At 60.0% G+C, this 15,776-nt stretch carries 16 protein-coding genes; 5 read left to right on the forward strand and 11 right to left on the reverse strand.

From position 1 onward, the window contains the following. Positions 1 to 177: 177 nt before the first annotated feature. Positions 178 to 654 carry a hemerythrin domain-containing protein gene (locus tag QMX86_RS08605; protein ID WP_071171918.1) on the reverse strand — a complete coding sequence of 159 codons (477 nt, stop codon included), beginning with the start codon at positions 652 to 654 and terminating at the stop codon, positions 178 to 180. 256 nt (positions 655 to 910) lie between these two features. Beyond that, positions 911 to 1,126 (reverse strand): PLD nuclease N-terminal domain-containing protein, encoded by a 216-nt coding sequence (locus QMX86_RS08610; RefSeq protein ID WP_039764119.1) that lies wholly within the window; start codon positions 1,124 to 1,126, stop codon positions 911 to 913. Positions 1,127 to 1,297: 171 nt separating this feature from the next. Between QMX86_RS08610 and QMX86_RS08615 the strand changes: the two genes are divergently transcribed. Then, positions 1,298 to 2,425, forward strand: a complete 1,128-nt coding sequence (locus tag QMX86_RS08615; protein ID WP_282384978.1) for a saccharopine dehydrogenase NADP-binding domain-containing protein — start codon at positions 1,298 to 1,300, stop codon at positions 2,423 to 2,425. A gap of 1 nt (position 2,426) precedes the next feature. Continuing rightward, complete coding sequence (locus QMX86_RS08620) at positions 2,427 to 2,924, forward strand: DUF2269 domain-containing protein (protein ID WP_071171920.1); 498 nt, start codon at positions 2,427 to 2,429, stop codon at positions 2,922 to 2,924. On the opposite strand, the gene QMX86_RS08625 is transcribed toward QMX86_RS08620, so the two are convergent. After that, on the reverse strand, positions 2,907 to 3,359 hold the full coding sequence (locus QMX86_RS08625; RefSeq protein ID WP_282384976.1) for a DCC1-like thiol-disulfide oxidoreductase family protein: 453 nt from the start codon (positions 3,357 to 3,359) through the stop codon (positions 2,907 to 2,909). The genes QMX86_RS08620 and QMX86_RS08625 overlap by 18 nt on opposite strands. A gap of 51 nt (positions 3,360 to 3,410) precedes the next feature. After that, positions 3,411 to 4,331 carry an AraC family transcriptional regulator gene (locus QMX86_RS08630; protein WP_282384974.1) on the reverse strand — a complete coding sequence of 307 codons (921 nt, stop codon included), beginning with the start codon at positions 4,329 to 4,331 and terminating at the stop codon, positions 3,411 to 3,413. 87 nt (positions 4,332 to 4,418) lie between these two features. On the opposite strand from QMX86_RS08630, the gene QMX86_RS08635 reads away from it, so the two are divergent. Then, complete coding sequence (locus QMX86_RS08635; RefSeq protein WP_282384972.1) at positions 4,419 to 5,387, forward strand: oxidoreductase; 969 nt, start codon at positions 4,419 to 4,421, stop codon at positions 5,385 to 5,387. 181 nt (positions 5,388 to 5,568) lie between these two features. Here QMX86_RS08635 and QMX86_RS08640 read toward each other — a convergent pair whose 3' ends face one another. Beyond that, positions 5,569 to 6,444: a LysR family transcriptional regulator gene (locus QMX86_RS08640; protein ID WP_258711496.1), complete on the reverse strand. Its 876-nt coding sequence runs from the start codon at positions 6,442 to 6,444 to the stop codon at positions 5,569 to 5,571. Between the two features lie 98 nt (positions 6,445 to 6,542). On the opposite strand from QMX86_RS08640, the gene QMX86_RS08645 reads away from it, so the two are divergent. Together QMX86_RS08645 and dctA are read left to right on the forward strand one after the other, a co-directional pair. Then, on the forward strand, positions 6,543 to 7,712 hold the full coding sequence (locus QMX86_RS08645) for a mandelate racemase/muconate lactonizing enzyme family protein (RefSeq protein ID WP_056784884.1): 1,170 nt from the start codon (positions 6,543 to 6,545) through the stop codon (positions 7,710 to 7,712). Positions 7,713 to 7,814: 102 nt separating this feature from the next. Further along, positions 7,815 to 9,122 (forward strand): C4-dicarboxylate transporter DctA, encoded by a 1,308-nt coding sequence (dctA, locus tag QMX86_RS08650; RefSeq protein WP_071171927.1) that lies wholly within the window; start codon positions 7,815 to 7,817, stop codon positions 9,120 to 9,122. A 47-nt stretch (positions 9,123 to 9,169) separates the two neighbouring features. Here dctA and QMX86_RS08655 read toward each other — a convergent pair whose 3' ends face one another. The 6 genes from QMX86_RS08655 to dctP form a co-directional block, all read right to left on the reverse strand. Next, positions 9,170 to 9,580 (reverse strand): DUF1850 domain-containing protein, encoded by a 411-nt coding sequence (locus QMX86_RS08655; protein WP_282384967.1) that lies wholly within the window; start codon positions 9,578 to 9,580, stop codon positions 9,170 to 9,172. Next, positions 9,577 to 11,604 (reverse strand): TRAP transporter permease, encoded by a 2,028-nt coding sequence (locus QMX86_RS08660; protein WP_282384966.1) that lies wholly within the window; start codon positions 11,602 to 11,604, stop codon positions 9,577 to 9,579. The genes QMX86_RS08655 and QMX86_RS08660 overlap by 4 nt, the downstream gene beginning before the upstream one ends. A 71-nt stretch (positions 11,605 to 11,675) precedes the next feature. Next, the gene (locus tag QMX86_RS08665; RefSeq protein WP_122746504.1) at positions 11,676 to 12,626 is read right to left on the reverse strand and encodes a TAXI family TRAP transporter solute-binding subunit; all 951 of its coding nucleotides are present in this window, start codon (positions 12,624 to 12,626) and stop codon (positions 11,676 to 11,678) included. Positions 12,627 to 12,709: 83 nt separating this feature from the next. Further along, positions 12,710 to 13,993, reverse strand: coding sequence for a C4-dicarboxylate TRAP transporter large permease protein DctM (dctM, locus tag QMX86_RS08670; protein WP_073475087.1), 1,284 nt, complete (start codon positions 13,991 to 13,993; stop codon positions 12,710 to 12,712). Beyond that, positions 13,990 to 14,622, reverse strand: a complete 633-nt coding sequence (locus QMX86_RS08675; protein WP_024012587.1) for a TRAP transporter small permease — start codon at positions 14,620 to 14,622, stop codon at positions 13,990 to 13,992. Before QMX86_RS08675 ends, dctM begins: the two co-directional genes overlap by 4 nt. A gap of 62 nt (positions 14,623 to 14,684) precedes the next feature. Beyond that, positions 14,685 to 15,629: a C4-dicarboxylate TRAP substrate-binding protein DctP gene (dctP, locus tag QMX86_RS08680; RefSeq protein WP_223630351.1), complete on the reverse strand. Its 945-nt coding sequence runs from the start codon at positions 15,627 to 15,629 to the stop codon at positions 14,685 to 14,687. Positions 15,630 to 15,776 lie beyond the last annotated feature (147 nt).

Here is a 15,776-nt window from a genome sequence, read left to right on the forward strand (position 1 = left end):
GTGTCGGTCATAGAGGGTCTGGCTGACCTGACGCCTTCGCGAGCAGGCTCGCTCCCACAGGTTTCGTGGCTTGCTCAGAAACTCCCGAACGCCCAAATATCCAATGTGAGAGCGAGGGCCAGTTTGGGCGCCCAAAAAAGCCCGGCATCGCTGCCGGGCTTTGGTGTCTTCAGCGCTTTACGCAGCGATCTTGTTGGCCGCCATTTCCTTTTTGTGGTTTGCCTTCATGGCTTCCATTTGCGCACCCAGTTCCTCGAGCTTGGCCTTGCCCAGAAGCTTCTGCGCTTTCGGGAACATTTCCTCTTCTTCCTCTTCGATGTGATGCTCCAGCAGTTCCTTGACCACTTTGACCCGACCAGCAAATTCCGGGGTGCCTGGATCGGTTTCTTTCAGATCAGGCAGTACCAGTGAGTCCACGGTGCGGTGCTCTTCCTTGGCTTCGTAGTACATGATGTCTTCTTCCTTGCTGCCGGCTTCCTTGAACGCAGGGTAGAGAATCTCTTCTTCGAGGCGGGTGTGGATGGTGATTTCCATTTCCAGTTTGCCCAGCAACTCGACGCGTTTTTTCAGCGCGCGGTCGGTGGATTCACTCAGTTGGCTGAGGATGGCTTTGACTTTTTCATGGTCGGCTTTGAGAAGATCGATGGCATTCATTTTTTGAGGCCTCTGCTTTTCACGGATTGAACACAGCGTTCTTTTTTTCGCGCTGCTGTGTATTCAGGAAGAGGCTATCGCAGGACTCGTGCCAATTCGCCGACCAAGTCCACCCCGCGTAAATCAGGGCCTGACGGCGAAGCAGGCATAACGCCTTCGTGCAGGCTGCAAGATGTCCGCGTGGCGGGCATTGCATATAACAAGCCCGGCAAAAGCCGGGCTGTGGTGATACTTCAGACGGGCCTGCACCCGTGGGTCACCGGTTAGCCTGGGAAGGCGAAATGCGACCGACATGCTTGGGTCCCGCCAACGCCCAGGCGATCAGGCCGAACAGCGGCACGAACACGATCAGCACGATCCACACGCCTTTATTGCTCGATTTCCCCTCGCTTTTACGCACCCGGTTGATGGCCCAAAGCTCGATCAGCACGAGAATGACCGCCAATACGATCCACACGGTTTCGATTTGCATAGGCTTAACTCCTGATGGTCTGTGCGTTAGGCGACGAGAGGGGCGTTGGGTTCATTCTTTTTGCCTGGGACAAGCGGACGCGGTGATACACGGTTGCAAAATAAATGTCTGGTCGCCGCTGCGCCCTATATCCTCTGCGCCATACGTTTAGGCTGGAACAGGGACAGGGCAATGGCATTCAGGGTGATGGTCGTCGGTGGTTACGGCAATTTCGGCAGTATCGTTTGTCGGCATCTGGCGCAGATGCCAGAGATTGAACTGCTGCTGTCGGGCCGCGATGCGCGCAAGCTGCAACACAAGGTCGCCGAGCTGCAAGCGCAGTCGGGCCGAGCTTGCGAAGGCTGGTGCGGTGATGCGATGGGCGCAGGTTTTCAAGCGGCGTTGCGAGAGTTGAATATTCAGTTGGTGGTGCACACCGGCGGGCCGTTTCAGGGGCAGTCCTACGCGGTTGCTGAAAACTGCATCGATGCCGGGGTCAATTACTGCGATCTGGCTGACTGCCGCACCTTCGTCAACGGCATTGATGTGCTCGACGCCCGCGCCAGGGAGGCTGGTGTGGCCGTGCTCAGCGGTTGCAGTTCGGTGCCGACCTTGTCTTCGGCAATCATCGATCAGCAGCGCTCACGTTTTGCGCGAATCGACTCGATCGAGCATGGCATTTCTTCCTCGGCGAAGATGCCGGGCCTGTCCACAGTCGAAGGCGTGCTCGCCTACGCAGGCAAACCGATCAAACAATTGAAAAACGGCCAGGTTCACGAAGTATTGGGCTGGCTCGACCTGACCCTGCGCAGCATGCCGCAACTGGGCAAGCGGGTGCTGGCCAATGTCGATGTGCCTGACATGGATATTTTCGCACGCCGCTATGGCGCACAGACGCTGCGCTTCAAGGCTGGCGCCGGCCTGAAGCTCGGCGGTGTCGCCAACGCCTTGCTCGCGCAAGCCTTGCGCTTCGGTCTGGTGCGCGATCATGTGCGCTGGGCGGCGCGCCTGCATCGACTGGGCACGTGGTTCGAACGCTTCGGTGATGGCAAAAGCGCGATGTACATCGATGTTCAAGGCATCGGAGTTGACGACCAGCCGCTGAGCATGACCGCGCAACTCACCGCACTGAATGACAAAGGCCCGGAAATCCCCAGCTGCGCCGCCGTCGCCCTGGCAATCAAAATGGCGCGGGGTTATGCACCGCAACCTGGCGCGCGGCCGTGTGTTGGCGAAATCACCGTTGAGGAATATCTGGCGGCGATCAACGATCCGGCCAATCTGAGTCTGTCGGTTCAGTTCGCCGAAGGGCAGCGTTGAGATGCTCTATCTCTGCCTGAAGTACCTGCACGTCATTGCGGCGATTTTCCTCTTTGGTTTCGGCATGGGCTCCTACCTCTACCTGATCGCCGCCAGCCGCAGCGGCAACCCGCAAGTGATCGCCCATGTCGCACGAATGGTGGTGCGCTTTGATACGTGGATCACCACGCCGGCCGGGTTTGTGCAGGTCATTACCGGCTATCTGCTGATGAGGCTCTCGGGGCTTTCGATGAGCACCGAATGGCTGCTGACTTCGCTGATCATTTTCTTCTGTGTCGGCGCGTTGTGGCTGCCGGTGCTGGTATTGCAGAAGCGTTTGCAGAGCATGGCGCTGAGCGCGGGCGAGGGCGGCCTGCCTCTGGATGATCGCTACGCGAGCACGTACCGCTGGTGGTTCTGGATGGGCGTCGCCGGGTTCGCCGGGATGTTTGTCATCGTGCTGATGATGGTGACGAAGATGACGCCGCTGCAACTGATCGGGTCAGCCGTGGGCTTTTAGAAAACGGCTTTCATGATCCGCAGTCGGCAGCAGACAAGTGTCGTACTTGCCGAACAGCCGATAGCGGTTCAGCGCGATGCGATCGTAAGCCCCGTCGCGCAGACGACGGGGCAAGATCCGCAGCAGTTTCAGCGGCTGCCAGCGCGTTGGCAGTTGCCCGACCACTTCCAGGAATGCATCTGATCGCTCCCAATAATTGCGGTCGCGGATCACCGCCATGGTGTCGAACTCGTCCAGCGGCAAACCGGCCCACGCCAGCAAGGCCTGGCCCTCGGGCGATTGCACGGTCGCCAGCCGCACATGGCGCTGACGGTCATGGCGAATCAGAAAACGCGCCCAGCCGTTGCACAGTTTGCACACGCCGTCGAACAGCACCACGGTTTCGCCGGGCTTGAGCAATGGCGCGGGGGTGGGGCGGGTTTTCATGGCAGGCATCGGCGGATGTCCTTGGCGGCGGTTGTCGCGATCATAACCTTGATCATCGGACTATAAGAGTGGATCGCGCCGGTATTGCCCCGGCGATATGCCGTGCACACGGCGGAATGCAGCGCCAAACGCCGCGTCGGACAGGTAGCCCAGTGACGCGGCGACAGTAGCCACATTGTCCCGACCATTGCGCAAGCGAAACGCGGCTACGCGCATCCGCCAGCGCGTGGCGTATTCGACCGGTGCCAGACCCATGCGTGTCTTGAACAGCGCGGCGAAACCGGAGCGCGACATGCAGGCAATCTCGGCCATTTGCGTCAGGCGCCAAGGTTTTTCCGGGGCACCGTGAACGGCGCGCAAGACGCCGGCAATCGCCGGTTCCCGCAGCCCGCCCAGCCAGGCCAGTTGTTCGGCATCCGCGCTGTTGATGTGATGGCGCAGCGCATGGATGAAGATCAGCCGCAGCAGGTCGTTGCACATCGCCTGCGAGCCGGCCCGATGTGACGGCCACTCGCGGCCCAGTTCATCAAGCAGCCAACCGAACGACGAGGCGCCTGCGGTTTCGGCACGAATGATCAGCGAGGCGGGCAGCACATCGAGCAGCTCGGTTGCGCCGGGTCCCGATAGCGACACGCTGCCGCCCAGCAGCTCGACTTCCTCGCCGACGCCAAAGGTCGCCGAGACGCCGTCATGGGCAAAAACATCCGCTGCATTCACCGCCTCGACGTCGGCGCCGCTGGCCAGAATGAACGGCGTGCGCGACACCACAAAACAGTCGCCGGCCTGCAACAGTCGCGCCGGCAAGCCCTGCATGCGCAACCAGCATTCGCCTCGTCGCACCACGTTGAATTTCAGTTCGATGGGTTGAAATCGCAGCGCCCAGACACCGCCCGCTTGCAAGCGAACCGAGCAGGCTGCGCGCAGTTCCGAGAGCGCCAATACGGCAGAAAGTGGATCGCCAGCAGGGTTTTGGATGATCACGACAGAAACCTGGATTTATCAGACTGGTTCGTCCGGCGAGCTTAGCCAAGAATGAAGGCCTTCGATAGCTCACTCAGGATTACGCCCATGGCCACGCTTCAACAACCTGTGCAATCACCGTTCAACGCCGCCAGCACAGCGGCTGAAGTCATGGCCGGCATCGATCTGCGCGGGCAGCTCGCTGTGGTCACCGGCGGCTATTCCGGCTTGGGTCTGCTGACGGTAAAAAGCCTCGCGGCGGCAGGGGCGCAGGTCATTGTGCCGGCCAGAGATACGGAGCGGGCAGAGGTGGCATTGGCCGGTGTTGACGGTGTCCGCGTGATGCCCGTGGACCTCATGCAGGCCGAGTCGGTGGCGGCGTTCAGCCACAGCGTGGTCAGCGCGGGTCAGCCAGTGTCCTTGCTGATCAACTGCGCCGGAATCATGGCCGCGCCGTTGCTGCGCGATGCCGATGGCCATGAAAGCCAGTTCGCGACCAACCATCTCGGTCATTACCGCCTGACCTGCGGCCTCTGGCCCGCGCTGGTCAAGGCTGGACAGGCGCGGGTGCTGTCGGTGTCATCGCGCGGGCATCAGATTGCCGGGGTGGACTTTGCCGACATCGATTTCCTGCAACGGCCGTATGACAAATGGGTCGCCTATGGCCAGTCGAAAACGGCCAATGCCTTGTTCGCGATTGCACTGGATCAGCGTGGACGTAGCCAAGGTGTTCGCGCATTTTCATTGCATCCGGGGCAGATTCTGACGGATCTGGCACGGCACTTGAGCACGGCGGAACTTGCCGCATTCGACGCGCTGGATGAGCAGGGTCGGCCACGGCTGGATGCGCACAATGGACTGAAAACTGTCGAGCAAGGCGCGGCGACGGGGTTGTGGTGTGCGACCAGTGCATTGCTTGCGGATTTGGGCGGTGTGTATTGCGAAGACTGCAATGTTGCGTCGATCAATCAACCTGAAGCGGGCCGCAAGGGTGTTGCGAAATGGGCGGCGGATGCTGAGCTGGCTGAGCGACTTTGGGCGGTTTCGGAGCTATGGACGGGGCTCACGGTCGCATAAATCGAGTCAAAGGCCAAAAGCCCCTCACCCTAACCCTCTCCCGGGGGAGAGGGGACTGACCGAGGTGTTTAGGAGAAATTCGCCGACCTGAAATACCGGGTCGAACTCAGGTTTTGAACAGCACCCGAATCGGCTCCCTCTCCCTCGGGAGAGGGCTGGGGTGAGGGGCTGCTCGATAGAGTTACTCTCCCAGCTTCGCCCAGAATTCCTCCGCCGAAGGGCTGATCGGCGCGGTCGGGCGAGTCAGGTGTATTTCCAGCGGAATATCCCAACTTTCATCCAGTGCCCTGACCAGACGCCCGTCAGCCATTTCCTGTTCGGTCAGGCTTTTTGGCAGCCAGGCGACGCCTTTGCTTTCCAGCGCCATCGACATCAGCACTGCCGCCAGATGGCTGCTGAACAGCGGTTTCAAATGCAGATAATCGGCCTTGCCGTGCAGTCTGTGGGCGACGATTCGGCCCAGGCCGGATTCGTGGGTGTAGGCCAGATAGGGCAGGGTTTCAGGCGACGTGCCGAACTGGGCTGAAGCACTCGCCAGCGGCACAAGTACGTCCTCGCCGACCTTCTTGCCAATGAACTGATCAGACGCCAGTAATGGCGGAACGTCGGGGTGGCGATGGCACAGCAGGAACTGCACCTGGCCATGAATCAGCATCTGTTCGCACACGGCCATGCTGTCGGAATGCAGGCGAACCGCATCGATCGGCGCGCCACTTTCGGCGCTGCGCAACCAGCGTGGGAAGAAGGTGAATGACAGTGAGTGAGTGGCAGCAAACTGCAAGGTTTTCGCGGCCATGCCGGCCACTTCCTGAGCCTCGGAGCGCATGCGGTAAAGGCGTCTGGCCGCTTCCTGGGCGCTCGGCAAAATCTGCCGGCCGGCCTCGGTCAACGTCGCGCCCTGCGGGGTGCGCACGAACAATTCGACACCCATCCAGTTCTCCAGCGAGCGCACTCGGCGACTGAACGCCGGCTGCGTCACATGGCGCGCTTCGGCGGCCCGGACAAAGCTGCCGTACTCGGCCAGTGCTGAAAAATCCTCAAGCCAAACCAGTTCCAAGGGCAATGCCTCCTGTGCATAGGGCGCGGCATTAATAGCATTGGGCGGGTGCCATCGCAAAGCATAACGTTGGGTCACCACAACAAGAGGAACCCGTCATGCGTATCGTCGATATCCGTGAAAAAACCGTCTCCATTGCTTCCCCGATCGCCAATGCCTACATCGATTTTTCGAAGATGACCTGCTCGGTCGTCGCGGTCATTACCGACGTGATCCGCGACGGCAAACCGGTCATCGGTTACGGCTTCAACTCCAACGGTCGCTACGGCCAGGGCGCGCTGATGCGCGACCGTTTTCTGGCGCGGATCACTGAAGCCGACCCGGAAACCCTGATTGATCACGAGAACAATAACCTCGATCCGTTCGCCATCTGGAAAACCCTGATGACCAACGAAAAACCGGGCGGGCATGGCGAGCGTTCAGTAGCGGTCGGCACCATCGATATGGCGGTGTGGGACGCGGTGGCGAAGATCGAAGGCAAGCCGCTGTATCGCCTGCTTGCCGATCGTTATCGCAACGGTGTGGCCGATGACAAAGTCTGGGTGTATGCGGCCGGTGGTTATTACTACCCGGGCAAGGACCAGAGCAAGCTCAAGGCGGAAATGCAGAGCTACCTGGATCGTGGCTACGACGTAGTCAAGATGAAGATTGGCGCGGTGCCGCTGGACGAAGATATCCGCCGCATCGAAGCGGTGCTCGAAGTGGTGGGCGACGGCCAGCGCCTGGCGGTCGACGCCAACGGCCGCTTCGATCTGCAGACCGGTATCGCCTACGCCGAAGCGATCAAGAAGTACAACCTGTTCTGGTACGAAGAAGTCGGCGACCCGCTGGATTATGCGCTCCAGGCCGAGTTGGCCAATCACTACGAACTGCCGATGGCCACCGGCGAAAACCTGTTCTCTCACCAGGACGCCCGCAACCTGTTGCGCCACGGCGGCATGCGCCCGGACCGTGACTACCTGCAATTCGACTGCGCGCTGTCCTACGGTCTCGTCGAGTACATGCGCACCCTGAAAGTGATGGAAGAGCTGGGTTGGTCTTCGCGTCGCGTGGTACCGCATGGTGGTCACCAGATGTCGCTGAACATCGCCGCCGGTCTGCACCTGGGCGGCAACGAATCGTACCCGGACGTGTTCCAGCCCTTCGGCGGTTTTGCCGATGGCATCCGCGTAGAAAACGGCTACGTCGGGCTGCCGGAAATTCCGGGCGTCGGCTTCGAAGCCAAATCTGCGCTGTATGCCGTCATGCGCGAACTGGGCGAGGGCTGATTCGGTTTTATCTGCGGCCTCGATTTCCGAGGCCGCACCTTCAGGCGTCATCCTCGACGCCAAAGCCACATGCCCACCACAACAATAAAATGAGGTGCTTCCGTGGAAACTTCAAAATCACGCTGGTACAGCCAGCTCTATGTGCAAGTGCTGATCGGCATCGTCATCGGCGCTGCCATCGGATACTTCGTGCCGGACATCGGCGCCAAGCTGCAGCCGTTTGCCGACGGTTTCATCAAACTGATCAAGATGCTCCTGGCGCCGATCATTTTCGGCACGGTAGTGGTCGGTATCGCCAAGATGGGCAGCATCAAGGAGGTCGGCCGCATCGGTGTGAAAGCGCTGATCTACTTCGAGATTCTTTCCACCATCGCTCTGGTGGTCGGCCTGATCGTAGTCAACGTGGTCAAGCCCGGCGCCGGCATGAACATCAACGCCGGCACCCTCGATGGCAGCGCTGTCAACAAGTACAGCCAGGCGGCGAGCGAGCAGGGCGGCCTCGTCGAATTCTTCCTCAATATCATTCCGCATACCTTCCTCGGCGCCTTCTCCAATGGCGTCATGCTGCAGGTGATTCTGTTGTCGGTGCTGATGGGCGTCGCCTTGGTGCAAATGGGCGAAACCAGCAAACCGCTGATCAACACCATCGACCTGTTCCTGCAAGGTCTGTTCAAAATCGTCGCGATGGTCATGCGTCTGGCGCCGCTGGGCGCGGGGGCTGGCATGGCATTCACCATCGGCAAATACGGCATCGGCACTCTGCTTTCGCTGGGGCAGTTGCTGGTCGCGCTGTACATCACCACGCTGATTTTCATCGTCGTTGTATTGGGCGCGGTGGCGCGATGGTCGGGCATGCCGCTGATGCAGTTTCTGCGGTATTTCAAAGATGAAATCCTGATCACCCTGGGCACCTGTTCGACCGAAGCGGTGCTGCCGCGAATGATGGTCAAACTGGAAAAGCTCGGCTGCAAGAAATCCGTGGTCGGCATGGTCCTGCCGACGGGCTACACCTTCAACGCGGACGGCACCTGCATCTACCTGACCATGGCAGCAATCTTCATCGCCCAGGCGACCAACACGCCGCTGACCTTCATGGATCAGATGATTCTGCTCGGCGTGTTCCTGCTGACCTCCAAGGGCTCGGCCGGTGTGGCGGGGGCAGGATTCGTGACCTTGGCGGCCACGCTCACCACCATTCACTCCATACCTCTGGTGGGCCTGGTGTTGCTGTTGGGCATCGACCGCTTCCTCAACGAGGCGCGAGCGGTGACCAACCTGATCGGCAACGGCATCGGCACCATTGCCATTGCCAAATGGGACAACTCCTTCGATGTCGAAGCGTGCGAGCGGGAAATCGCTGCCATGAAGCACGACAAGGCTGCACGCAAGGCGCTGCTGGCGCACAAGTAATCCGCGCAACGTGGCGATGTTGGCGACAGCTCGCCACGGCTTCCTGGCTAACCATCATGCGATGGCGATAGCGTGGTCATTTCGCAACCCCACAACTGCAAGAACGGTTGGCTGATCCTGGCCGGCCCAACCCATCGGCTGACCAGTTCGCACTTGCCGTCCATGCATAACTGGTAATCGCCGGCCTCCGGGGTTCGGCCTAATTGCAGTGGTTGCAGCGGCGGCAAGTGGCGTCGGAAATGCCAACTACCGTTCTCCAGCCGGGCGTCGTCGGGTATCTCCATGCCAGCGCCGTTGCCGCGAACCCTGGCCTGCTCAAGAACCAGGCCTTGGGCCGTGACGCGGTAGTCTTCCTCCCAGCGGATCTTTTCGATGCTGTGGTTCCATGCCAGGGTGAAGTTCGCTACCGGCAATTGTGCCCAAATGCTGCCGGCCAGACCCAGGCACAAGCCGATCATGCATTGGCCGCTGCGGCGCGCCGCGAGCGCCAGACGTGTTGCACGATTACCAGAATCCCGAGTGCGAAGCCGATTTCATCGGTCACCGGCAGTGCCACGATCAGCAGGGCGCCCGCAGCGAGACTCAGCAAACGTTCCCAAAGCAGCATTTTCTGTTGCAGAAAACCGGTAGACGCCATGCCCCAGAGACCAACCGCCAGAAGAGTCTTGATCAGCATGTAGGCAGTCGCCCACAAGTTGTCGCCTTGCAGCATCAGCGCCGGGTTGTAGACCGCCATGAACGGGATGACGAAACCGGCCAGCGCAATGCGCACCGCCCACAGGCTGATCTTGAAGCCGCTTTCCTTGGCGATAGGTGCGGCGGCAAAACAGGCGAGGGCGACCGGCGGGGTCAGGTCGGCGAGGATGCCGAAGTAGAACACGAACATGTGCGACACGATCAGTGGCACGCCGAGCTCCAGCAGGGCAGGCGCGGCGATCGAACTGGTGATGATGTAGTTGGGAATGGTCGGAATGCCCATCCCCAGCACCAGGCAGGTGATCATCGTCAGGATCAGTGACAGCAGCAGGTTGTCGCGGCCGATGGCGAGAATGTAGCCAGCGAACGTCGAAGCGACGCCGGTGAGCGAAACGATGCCGATAATGACGCCGACCAGTGCGCAGGCGATGCCCACCGGTACCGCGTGGCGGGCGCCCTCGACCAGCGCGTGCAGGCAGATCAGCAGCGTTTCGCGACCACCCTTGATGAAAGCGCAGACCAGCACCAGGACGGCAATGACCGCGAAAATCACCGCGATGCCAAGCTGGAAAAAACCTGTGCAGAGCACGCCCAGGGCAATCCAGAACGCACAACGCAGGCCAAAGCTGTGCACCCGAAAAATGATCGCCGAGCCAAGAATCACGATGGCAGTCAATGCCAGGCCGACCATGCCCGAGAACAGCGGTGTGCGCCCGGAAAACAGCAGGTACACCAGGACCAGCAGAGGAATCAGCAAATACCAGCGGGCTTTCACCGCGCCCCAAGCGCTGGGGCATTGGTCTTTGGGCAAGCCCTTGAGGTTGGAGCGCTTGGCTTCCAGATGGACCATCCAGAATACTGAACCGAAATACAGCAGGGCCGGTATCAGCGCTGCCTTGGCGATTTCGACGAAGGGCACATTGATGGTTTCAGCCATGATGAAGGCGACCGCGCCCATCACTGGAGGCATGATCTGGCTGCCCATGCTGGAGGTGGCTTCCACGCCGCCGGCGAACGCGGCGCGATAGCCAAAGCGCTTCATCAGCGGAATGGTGAATTGCCCGGTGGTCACGACGTTGGCGATCCCGGAGCCGGTGATCGTCCCCATCAACGCCGACGAGGCCACGGCCACTTTCGCCGGGCCTCCCAGCTTGTGACCGAACAAGCCCATGGCGAAGTCGGTAAACAATTTGATCATGCCGGCCTGCTCGAGGAATGCGCCGAACAGGATAAACAGGAAAATGTAGGTCGCCGACACATAGGTCGGCGTGCCGTACAGCCCTTCGGTGCCGAACGACAGCTGATTGATGATCTGGTCGAAACCGTAGCCGCGATGGGCCAATTCGCCGGGCAGGTATTCCCCGAACAGCCCGTACGCCAGGAACAGCCCGCAAATCACCGGCAGCGCAATGCCCATGACCCGTCGCGCAGCTTCGAAGACCAGAACAATCAGCACGATGCCGATAACCAGATCGGCGGACGTAAGATCACCGGAACGCTGGATCAGATCGGCCTCGAACACCCATTGATACAGCGCGGTAGCGATAGCGGCCAGGCTCATCAGCCAGGCCAGCGGTTGCCACGGACGGTCTGTGCCGTGTGCCGGATAACTGAGAAACACCACCCACAGCAGGAAGCCGACGTGGACCGCACGCAGCACCTGGCTGGAGAGGGGGGAAAAGGCTGCGGTGATGATCTGGAAAATCGAGAACAGCAACGCTACGTAAAACAGGGTTTTCGGCCAGTCCCGTGGGTTCGCGGAAATACCGTGATGCTCGTCACTCATTGGCTGCCTTCCTCATGACCACACAAAGGAATCGACGCTGCAGTGGCCGTCACGCCACTGCGCACAAGCGCTTATAAAGCGCCTTTTTCCTTGTAGTAGCGTTCGGCGCCGGGGTGCAGCGCGATCGGCAGGTTTTTCGCGGCCGCTTCCAGCTTGATGTCCTTGGCCGCCGAATGGGAGTTACCCAAGCGCCCCAGGTTGTCGAACAGCAGGCGGGTCATGTCATAGACGACGTCATCCGGCAGGTCGGCGCGGGTCACCAGAATATTGGTGATTGCCACGGTGGGCACGGCTTCGGCCTGTCCGTCGTAGGTGTTGGCCGGGATCATTGCGCTCTGGTAGGCCGGATTGCCGATTTTTGCCACCACTTCACTCGGGATAGCCACGTAGTTCAGCGGCATCACCGACGACAGGTCACGAATGGCGGCCATGCCCAGTCCTGACGATTGCAGGGTGGCGTCCAGTTGCCGGTTCTTGATCAATTCCACCGATTCGGCAAACGGCAGATATTGCACCTTGCCCATGTCCTCGTAGGTCAGGCCGGCCGCTTTGAATATCGCCCGCGCATTCAATTCGGTGCCGGATTTTGGGGCGCCGACCGAGATGGTCTTGCCCTTGAGATCGGCGAGGGTTTTGATCCCCGACTCTTTGCTGGCGACGATTTGAATGTAATTGGGATAGGCACCGCCCAAGGCGCGCAACTTGGTCAGCGGTGTTTTGAAGCCTGCGTCTTCCACGCCGTTTTTGGCGTCGGCCACTGAGTCGCCCAAAGCCAGGGCCAATTCGCCGCGACCGGCCTGTAGCAGGTTGAGGTTTTCTACCGACGCTTTGGTGGCCTGCACCGATGTCTTCGAGCCGGCAATACCGTCGCTGTAGATTTGCGACAGACCGACCCCGATCGGGTAGTAAACCCCACTGGTTCCGCCGGTGAGAATATTGATGAACACGGGCGCGGCCTGCGCGGCACTGCTAAGGGTCAGCGTGGCGGCGGCCAGCAGGGCAAAGCGTGTTTTGACTCGCATGGGGGCACTTCTCCGTCTTGTTATGGTTTTAAGCAGAGTGATTGCACTCTGGCCGGTCCCGGCTGAACGTGATCGTCACGACGTCAGTTCATCCCCAGCCAGTTCGGCAGCACCAGTGAGATCCACGGCACGTAAGTAATCAGGATCAGGAACAACAGCAGAATCGACAACCAGGGCATCGCGGCTTTGACTGTGGCCGGCAAGGACATGCCGGTCACCGCCGAGGTCACGAACAGGTTCAGGCCCACCGGTGGCGTGATCAGGCCGATCTCAAGGTTGACCACCATGATGATGCCGAGGTGAATCGGATCGATGCCCAGTTTCATCGCGATGGGAAAGAGGATGGGCGCCAGGATCAGGATGATCGCTGACGGTTCCATGAACGCGCCGGCAATCAACAGCACAATGTTGACCATCAGCAGAAACGTCACCGGCGTCAGCCCGGCTTCGATCACCCAGGCAGTAATTTGTTGAGGTAACTGTTCGGTGGTCAGCACGTGGGCGAACAGCATGGCGTTGGCAATGATGAACATCAGCATGATGCTCAGCTTGGCCGAGTCGAGGAGAACCTTGGGTGTCTCGCGAAAGGTCAGATCCTTGTAGACGAACAAGGCGATGAAGGCCGAATAGACGGCTGCCACTGCGGCAGCTTCGGTCGGGGTGAACATGCCCGAATAGATGCCGCCGAGGATGATCACCATCAGCAACAGGCCCCATATTGCCTTGCGTGCCGTACTCAGAAACTCGCGAAGCGTCGCACGCGGCAAGGCGGGGAGATTTTTCTTCACCGCAACGATGTAGATCGCCACCATCAATGCGGTGCCCAGCAGCAGGCCAGGTACCACGCCGGCCATGAACAGCTTGCCCACGGAGGTTTCTGTAGCGGCGGCGTAAACCACCATCACAATCGACGGCGGGATCAGGATGCCCAGCGTACCGGCGTTGCAGATGATCCCTGCGCCGAACGCTTGCGGATAGCCGGAACGGACCATCCCGGCAATCGCAATCGAGCCCACCGCAGCGACCGTGGCGGGACTTGAACCGGAGAGGGCGGCGAACAGCATGCAGGCCAGCACCGCCGCGATGGCCAGGCCGCCGCGAATATGCCCGACACAGGCGTTGGCGAAGTCGATCAGCCGGCGGGCGACGCCGCCGGTGGTCATGAAGGCCCCGGCCAGCAGGAAAAACGGAATGGCCAGCAGCGTGTAGTGTTCCGAGGTCTCGAACAGTTTGATCGCCAGAGAGCGCACCGAGTCGGGACTGAAGAAAATGATCGTCAGGGAGCCGGCCAGGCCCAGTGAGATGGCGATCGGCACGCCGATGAACATCAAGGCGAACAAGGCCACGAACAGGAAGGCGATGGTCATGGCTTGTCATCCTCGTGTTCGGCAAGTTTCAGCGCGTCGGCCGCTTCATCGGCCAGCCCGAGGCCGGTCTGACGGTTGAGCAGGATGCGCAGGAGAATTTCAGCGAAGCGGATGAACACCAGCGCGAAGCCCAGCGGCACGATCAACCCGATATGCCACTGCATGACGCCGAAATGGCCGAGATCCTCGGCACCGATACCGGCGTTCATCAAGGTTTCGATCCATTCGAAGCTGGCGACGGCGAGCAGCCCCGCGTAGGCCAGACAGCACAGGCAGGCGAGGATGCCGATGTAACGCTGTACCGATCTGCGCGCCAGTTTGACCAGTGCGTCGACACCGATATGCCCGGCGGTGCGCACGCCATAAGCCAGGCCGAAAAAAATCAGCCAGCCGAACAGCGCTTTGGTCAGGGCAGTGCTCCAGGTCATGGCCTGCGCCATGCCCATGATCTGATCGCCAACGGCGAACAGCGGAACACTGGCCGCCGGCCAATGATCGGCGAGCCAGTAAAACAGACTGTAGAAATTGTTGAGGATCACGTAGACAAACGTGACGAGGGTCATGGCCGCAAGAAGGAAGACGATGAAGCCTTCCTCGAAGTGTTCCCAGATTCGCCGAAGCGCTTTCATGGATGGCATCTCACGTCGAGTGAAGACGGGCAGGCGCCGACGCAGCGGCGCCTGCCTTGGGATTATTGCGCCTGGTTTGCGGCTTCGGCAGCAGAGATCAGCTCAGCGCCGATTTCGCCTTCGAATTTCTTCCACACCGGTTTCATCGCATCGCGCCATTGCCCACGTTCTTCTGGCGTGAGGGTGATGATTTCCGTGGTTTTGGCGGCAAGGATGCGCTGCTTGTCACCCTCGTTCAGTTGCTGGGCTTCCTTGTTCACGTGGGTGGTGACTTCCACGACGATCTTGTCCAGTTCGCTGCGCACGTCGGGCGGCAGGCCGTTCCAGAATTTGGTATTGGTGATCAGCATGTAGTCCAGTACACCGTGGTTGGATTCGGTGATGTACTTCTGCACTTCATGCATCTTTTGGCTGTAGATGTTCGAGTAAGGATTCTCCGCCCCGTTGACCACTCCGGTCTGCAGGCCTTGGTATACCTCGGCAAAACTCATCTTGCGCGGATTGGCCCGCACCGCCTTGAACTGCTCCTCCAGCACCGCAGAGGCCTGCACCCGGAACTTCAGGCCGCGCGCATCCGCCGGTACACGCAGTGGTTTGTTGGCCGACAGTTGTTTCATGCCGTTGTGCCAATAAGCCAGGCCGGTGATGTTTTTGCTTTCCATGGATTTGAGCAGGCCCTGACCCTGCGGGCTCAGTTGAAAGCGGTCGACAGCGTTGATGTCATTGAAGAGGAAGGGCAGGTCGAACAACTGCACTGACTTGGTGTATTGCTCGAACTTGGCCAGCGACGGCGCAATCATCTGCACATCGCCGAGCAACAGGGCTTCCATTTCCTTGCCGTCACCAAAGAGCGAGGAGTTGGGATACACCTCGACCTTGACCTTGCCCGGCAAGCGTTCCTCGACCAGTTTCTTGAACAGCAACGCACCTTGCCCCTTGGGCGTCTGGTCAGCGACCACATGCGAGAACTTGATGATCACCGGGTCTGCCGCCATGGCCGGGTTCATGCTGCTTACCGCCAAAGCGCAGGCAAGTGCGCTGAACAGAGATCTGAGCATCTGGGTGATTCCTCTTGTTTTTATTGTGATGACCGCTCGACGCGCTGAACGCGTTCAAGTGCCGAGACATGTTCAAGTCTAGGCAGAAATATCTGA

Origin of the sequence: Pseudomonas sp. PS01270 (genome assembly GCF_029959775.1) — a bacterium.
GTDB classification, from domain to species: domain Bacteria; phylum Pseudomonadota; class Gammaproteobacteria; order Pseudomonadales; family Pseudomonadaceae; genus Aquipseudomonas; species Aquipseudomonas atacamensis.

Excerpts from the sequence above, each read along its gene's own strand:
- QMX86_RS08605 (WP_071171918.1), bottom strand. The coding sequence starts at position 654 with ATGAATGCCATCGATCTTCTCAAAGCCGACCATGAAAAAGTCAAAGCC.
- QMX86_RS08610 (WP_039764119.1), bottom strand. The coding sequence starts at position 1,126 with ATGCAAATCGAAACCGTGTGGATCGTATTGGCGGTCATTCTCGTGCTG.
- QMX86_RS08615 (WP_282384978.1), top strand. The coding sequence starts at position 1,298 with ATGGCATTCAGGGTGATGGTCGTCGGTGGTTACGGCAATTTCGGCAGT.
- QMX86_RS08620 (WP_071171920.1), top strand. The coding sequence starts at position 2,427 with ATGCTCTATCTCTGCCTGAAGTACCTGCACGTCATTGCGGCGATTTTC.
- QMX86_RS08625 (WP_282384976.1), bottom strand. The coding sequence starts at position 3,359 with ATGCCTGCCATGAAAACCCGCCCCACCCCCGCGCCATTGCTCAAGCCC.
- QMX86_RS08635 (WP_282384972.1), top strand. The coding sequence starts at position 4,419 with ATGGCCACGCTTCAACAACCTGTGCAATCACCGTTCAACGCCGCCAGC.
- QMX86_RS08645 (WP_056784884.1), top strand. The coding sequence starts at position 6,543 with ATGCGTATCGTCGATATCCGTGAAAAAACCGTCTCCATTGCTTCCCCG.
- QMX86_RS08655 (WP_282384967.1), bottom strand. The coding sequence starts at position 9,580 with ATGATCGGCTTGTGCCTGGGTCTGGCCGGCAGCATTTGGGCACAATTG.
- QMX86_RS08660 (WP_282384966.1), bottom strand. The coding sequence starts at position 11,604 with ATGAGTGACGAGCATCACGGTATTTCCGCGAACCCACGGGACTGGCCG.
- QMX86_RS08665 (WP_122746504.1), bottom strand. The coding sequence starts at position 12,626 with ATGCGAGTCAAAACACGCTTTGCCCTGCTGGCCGCCGCCACGCTGACC.
- dctM (WP_073475087.1), bottom strand. The coding sequence starts at position 13,993 with ATGACCATCGCCTTCCTGTTCGTGGCCTTGTTCGCCTTGATGTTCATC.
- QMX86_RS08675 (WP_024012587.1), bottom strand. The coding sequence starts at position 14,622 with ATGAAAGCGCTTCGGCGAATCTGGGAACACTTCGAGGAAGGCTTCATC.
- dctP (WP_223630351.1), bottom strand. The coding sequence starts at position 15,629 with ATGAACCCGGCCATGGCGGCAGACCCGGTGATCATCAAGTTCTCGCAT.